General features: G+C 77.6%; 1 protein-coding gene and 1 pseudogene. One reads left to right on the plus strand and one right to left on the minus strand.

The annotated features are described in order from the left end of the window. Nucleotides 1-80 precede the first annotated feature (80 nt). A complete protein-coding gene (locus LCD31_RS20935; RefSeq protein WP_224960441.1) occupies nt 81-944 on the minus strand; it encodes an SGNH/GDSL hydrolase family protein in 864 nt (287 codons plus the stop codon). A gap of 549 nt (nt 945-1,493) precedes the next feature. Between LCD31_RS20935 and LCD31_RS20940 the strand changes: the two are divergent. Next, a pseudogene (locus LCD31_RS20940) lies at nt 1,494-3,543 on the plus strand (hypothetical protein); the annotation flags it as partial.

The following is a 3,543-nucleotide window of genomic DNA, read 5'->3' on the forward strand; positions in this document are numbered from 1 at the left end:
GGTGGGTGCGGACCTTTGGGAGGGGGATGCTCGGAGGTCCGCACTTCGTCTTCCCGCCCCCGATCACCCCGGCTTCCTGATCAGCACTTCCCGCTCTCCTCGGCCGTCGAGGAGTTCCGGGCCGCCGCGGAGTTCTGCGCCCCCGCGGTGCACACGAGCTCCAGCGACGGCCGCTTCGGTCCGCGGCCGTCCCCGCTGGAACGCCCGCGCAGCCGGCGCACGATCCACGGCGCCAGGTGCTCCCGGGCCCACTGGATGTCCTCGGCCCGCTGCACCCGCCACGGGCGGGTCGGCAGCTCCGGCCACGGGGCGCGCCAGTCCTGGTCGACCGCCACGCCCAGCGCCTCGCAGGCCCGCAGCGCCACCCGGCGGTGGCCCTCCGCGGACAGGTGCAGCCGGTCCTCGCTCCACGCGCGCTGGTCCTTCAGCACCCGCATCGACCACAGGTCGACCACGAAGCAGCCGTGCTTGTCCGCGATCGCCCGCAGGTGCGCGTTGTACGTGCCGACCTTGCCGCGCACCCGCCGCAGCACCGGCGTCGTCGAGGTGTCGAACCCGGTGCCGATCAACACGTCCGCGCCGGTCGCGCGCAGCCGCGTCACCGCGTCGTCGAAGATCGCGGCGAGTTGGTCCGGGTCGCCGCCGGGCCGGATGATGTCGTTGCCACCGCCGACGAGCGAGACCAGCGCGGGCCGCAGCTCCAGGGCCTGCGGCACCTGGGTCTCGACGATCTGGCGCAGCAGCTTGCCGCGCACCGCCAGGTTCGCGTACCGCAGTTCGGGCTCCCGGGTCGTCAGGTGCTCGGCCAGCCGGTCGGCCCATCCGCGGAAGCCACCGCCCGGAGCCGGGTCGGCGATCCCCTCGGTGAAGCTGTCGCCCAACGCGGCGAAGCTGGCCCAGCTCGCCCGTCGTGCTCCGCCGCCCATGTGCTCCCGGCCGTTCATCGGCCCTCCTCCTGCGCTGTTCGATTCGCCAGAGGACACAGTGGTCCTCCGATCGCGACCTACGCCACCGTCGGTTGCGGCCGAAGTGAGTAACGGCACTCGAATGTTCCGATTTTATTCCGCACCGGTGCACTGCGTTCCGAGTCGAAGAACCCGCCGGACGTGCGATGCGCCGCACCTTGCCGAACGGGACCGATCGATGCCACGCGCGTGCACCCGCGGGAATGGAGGTGGCTTGCCGGGAAACCACCGTACGCCTCGAACGCGACTGCTAATGTCGCTCGGCGGTAGCAGAAGCAACGAGGGGGCTCGTGATGTCGCGATCGACGCAGGTGACGCCCCTGCGCGCGGCGGGGGACGACGTCGCCGCAGGGCTCCGCACCGCGAGGTACCGGTCGGTCGAGACCGGCGCCGCGACCCGGACCGCAGGTGCGTGAGCGGGAACGACGGCCGGACCGGGAACGTCCGAACGACGCGCGCCGCACCGGTGCCGAACGTCCGGGCGAGGGGCCCGCGGCGGCCGAAGTGCATCCGAGAGCTGGGGGAGAAGTGACGTCACCGCACGACCCGGCGGCGCCGGGACCAGCGGGCCGACCGCTGCCCGCCGCGCCGCGCCGGGCGCCCGACCCGGGAACCGGTGTCCGGCACCCGGCCGCGCCGCGCGATGCCGAACCCGGCGAACCCGTCCGCAGGCCCGGCAGGCCCGCGCCCGGCGTCGCCACCCGGCGCCCCGCCCCGGCGCGGCCCGCGAGCGCGCCCGGCGGTGCCCGGCTCGGCGGCGAACTCGGCCCGGACGCCGCTTTCCGCAGCGAACCGCAGATGTCCGAATTCGCCGCGCGCGCGGCGGACGAATCCTTCTCCGCCGGGGAGACCGTCATTTCCGGCGAATCGCTCGTTCCCGGAGAATTCCACTATTCCGAATCCGTTCTCGGTGGTGACCACCTGATGTCCGGAGAATTCCGGGAGTCCGGTGCGCGGACTCCGCACGACGACGCCGGGTCACCCGGCCGCGACCACCCGGTCGGTGCCGTCGCTGCGCGCGGTGACGGTTCCCGGCACGGCGGTGCGGACCGCAGACCCGCACCGGACCTGCACCGCGCGGGCGATCTGCAGGCCTCGGGCGAGCTGCCGCTGCCCGGCGGCGCAGCCGAACCGAGCGGTCCGCGGTCCGGTGGCAGGCACGACTCCGGTCGGCTGCCGCGGCCGGACGGCCCCGCCGAACGACCGGGTCCGCCGCCGCTGTCCGGCAGGCTCCCGGAGCCGCCGCCGGGCATCCCCGGTGAACCGCTGGCGCGGGGGGAGCTCAACCCGGAACCACGCCCGGAGGGCGCGCGCCGCCCGGCCGCCCGGCCAGGCCGGTTCGACCTGCGCTCCGAGTTCGCGGCGTTGGCCGCCGAACCCGACCCCTTCGTGCTCTGGGACCGGATCGGGCAGCTCGGCGACCGGTTCGCGCACCCGCGCCGCGGCCCCGCGCCGCGACCGCGGCCCGGCCAGCCGGAACGACCCGACCCCGCCGCGGGCACCTCGGCGCTCTCCGGTGAGCTGGGTGGACTCGCCGAGCAGCCGGCCGCCGACGAGCCGCGCGCGCAGGGGCGGCCCGCCGGGTTCTCCGGGCCGCTGAGCGGCTCGCTCCCGCAGCCCGAGGCGCCGGAGCAGGACGGGCCGTCCGAGCAGCGGCCCGACGAGGCGCCGCTCGACGCCGACGGGTTGGACGCCGACCGGTCCGACGCCGACCGGTCCGAGCAGTCCGAGCAGCTCCCGCCCGCACCGTCGGAGCAGCCCGGGGCGCGTCCGTCCGGGCCGCCGCCGGCCGGTCGCGGACCGGAACAGGCCGCCGCGGTGCGCCCGGAAGGGCCGACCTCCGGGCAGCTCCCGCTGCCCGAGCCGCCCCGGACCGGTGGGGAGCCGGTTCCGCCGCACCTGCTCGACGCGTCCGCTCCCGCGCAGCCCGGGCCGCCTCCGGGAGGCACGGTTCCGGGCCCGCCGCCCGCCGGTTCGCCGGTGCCGCCCGAGCAGGCCCAGCGCAGGCACGCGTCCGGGCCGCTGCCGCGGCAGGCGCCGCCGCACCCCGGCCGGCCGCACCCCGGCCAACCGCAGCCGGGCCGTCCCGGGCCGACTCGGTCCGGGCAGCTCCAGCCTGGCCAGCCGCAGCCTGGCCAGCCACAGCCCGCTCAGCCGCAATCCGGCCAACCCCGCTTCGGGCCGCCGCAACCGGCTCCGGGCAGGCAGGGTCCGCCCGCGCCACCGCCCGGATCGGGCAGGCCGGTCCCGCCGCCGGGGCCGCCCCCGCCCGGTCCGGCCGATCGCGGCCGTCCGCAGCCGGGCGGGTTCCAGCAGGCCGCTCCCGACCAGCCCGCGCCGCCGGACCTGTTCGAGCTGCCCGAGGCTCCCGCCGCGCCGGGCGGCCTGATCGGCCCGCCCGCCGAGTTCGAGCAGCCGCAGCGCCCCGGGCCGCCGCCCGCCGGTCGGCCCGGCACAGCGCCGGAACCGCCCGCGGGACGCTCGTGGACGGGTGGACCCGGGGGGGGCGGGGGGGGCCCCCCCGGGGGGGGGGGGCCCCCGGCCCCGCCGGCCGGGGGTGCGCCGGCGCCGCAGCGCG

It is taken from the genome of Saccharopolyspora sp. 6M (assembly GCF_020176775.1).
Taxonomy (GTDB): Bacteria; Actinomycetota; Actinomycetes; order Mycobacteriales; family Pseudonocardiaceae; genus Saccharopolyspora_C; species Saccharopolyspora_C gregorii.

Bases quoted from the DNA above. Each gene is read 5' to 3' on its own strand.
- LCD31_RS20935 (WP_224960441.1), bottom strand. From the start codon at position 944: ATGAACGGCCGGGAGCACATGGGCGGCGGAGCACGACGGGCGAGCTGG.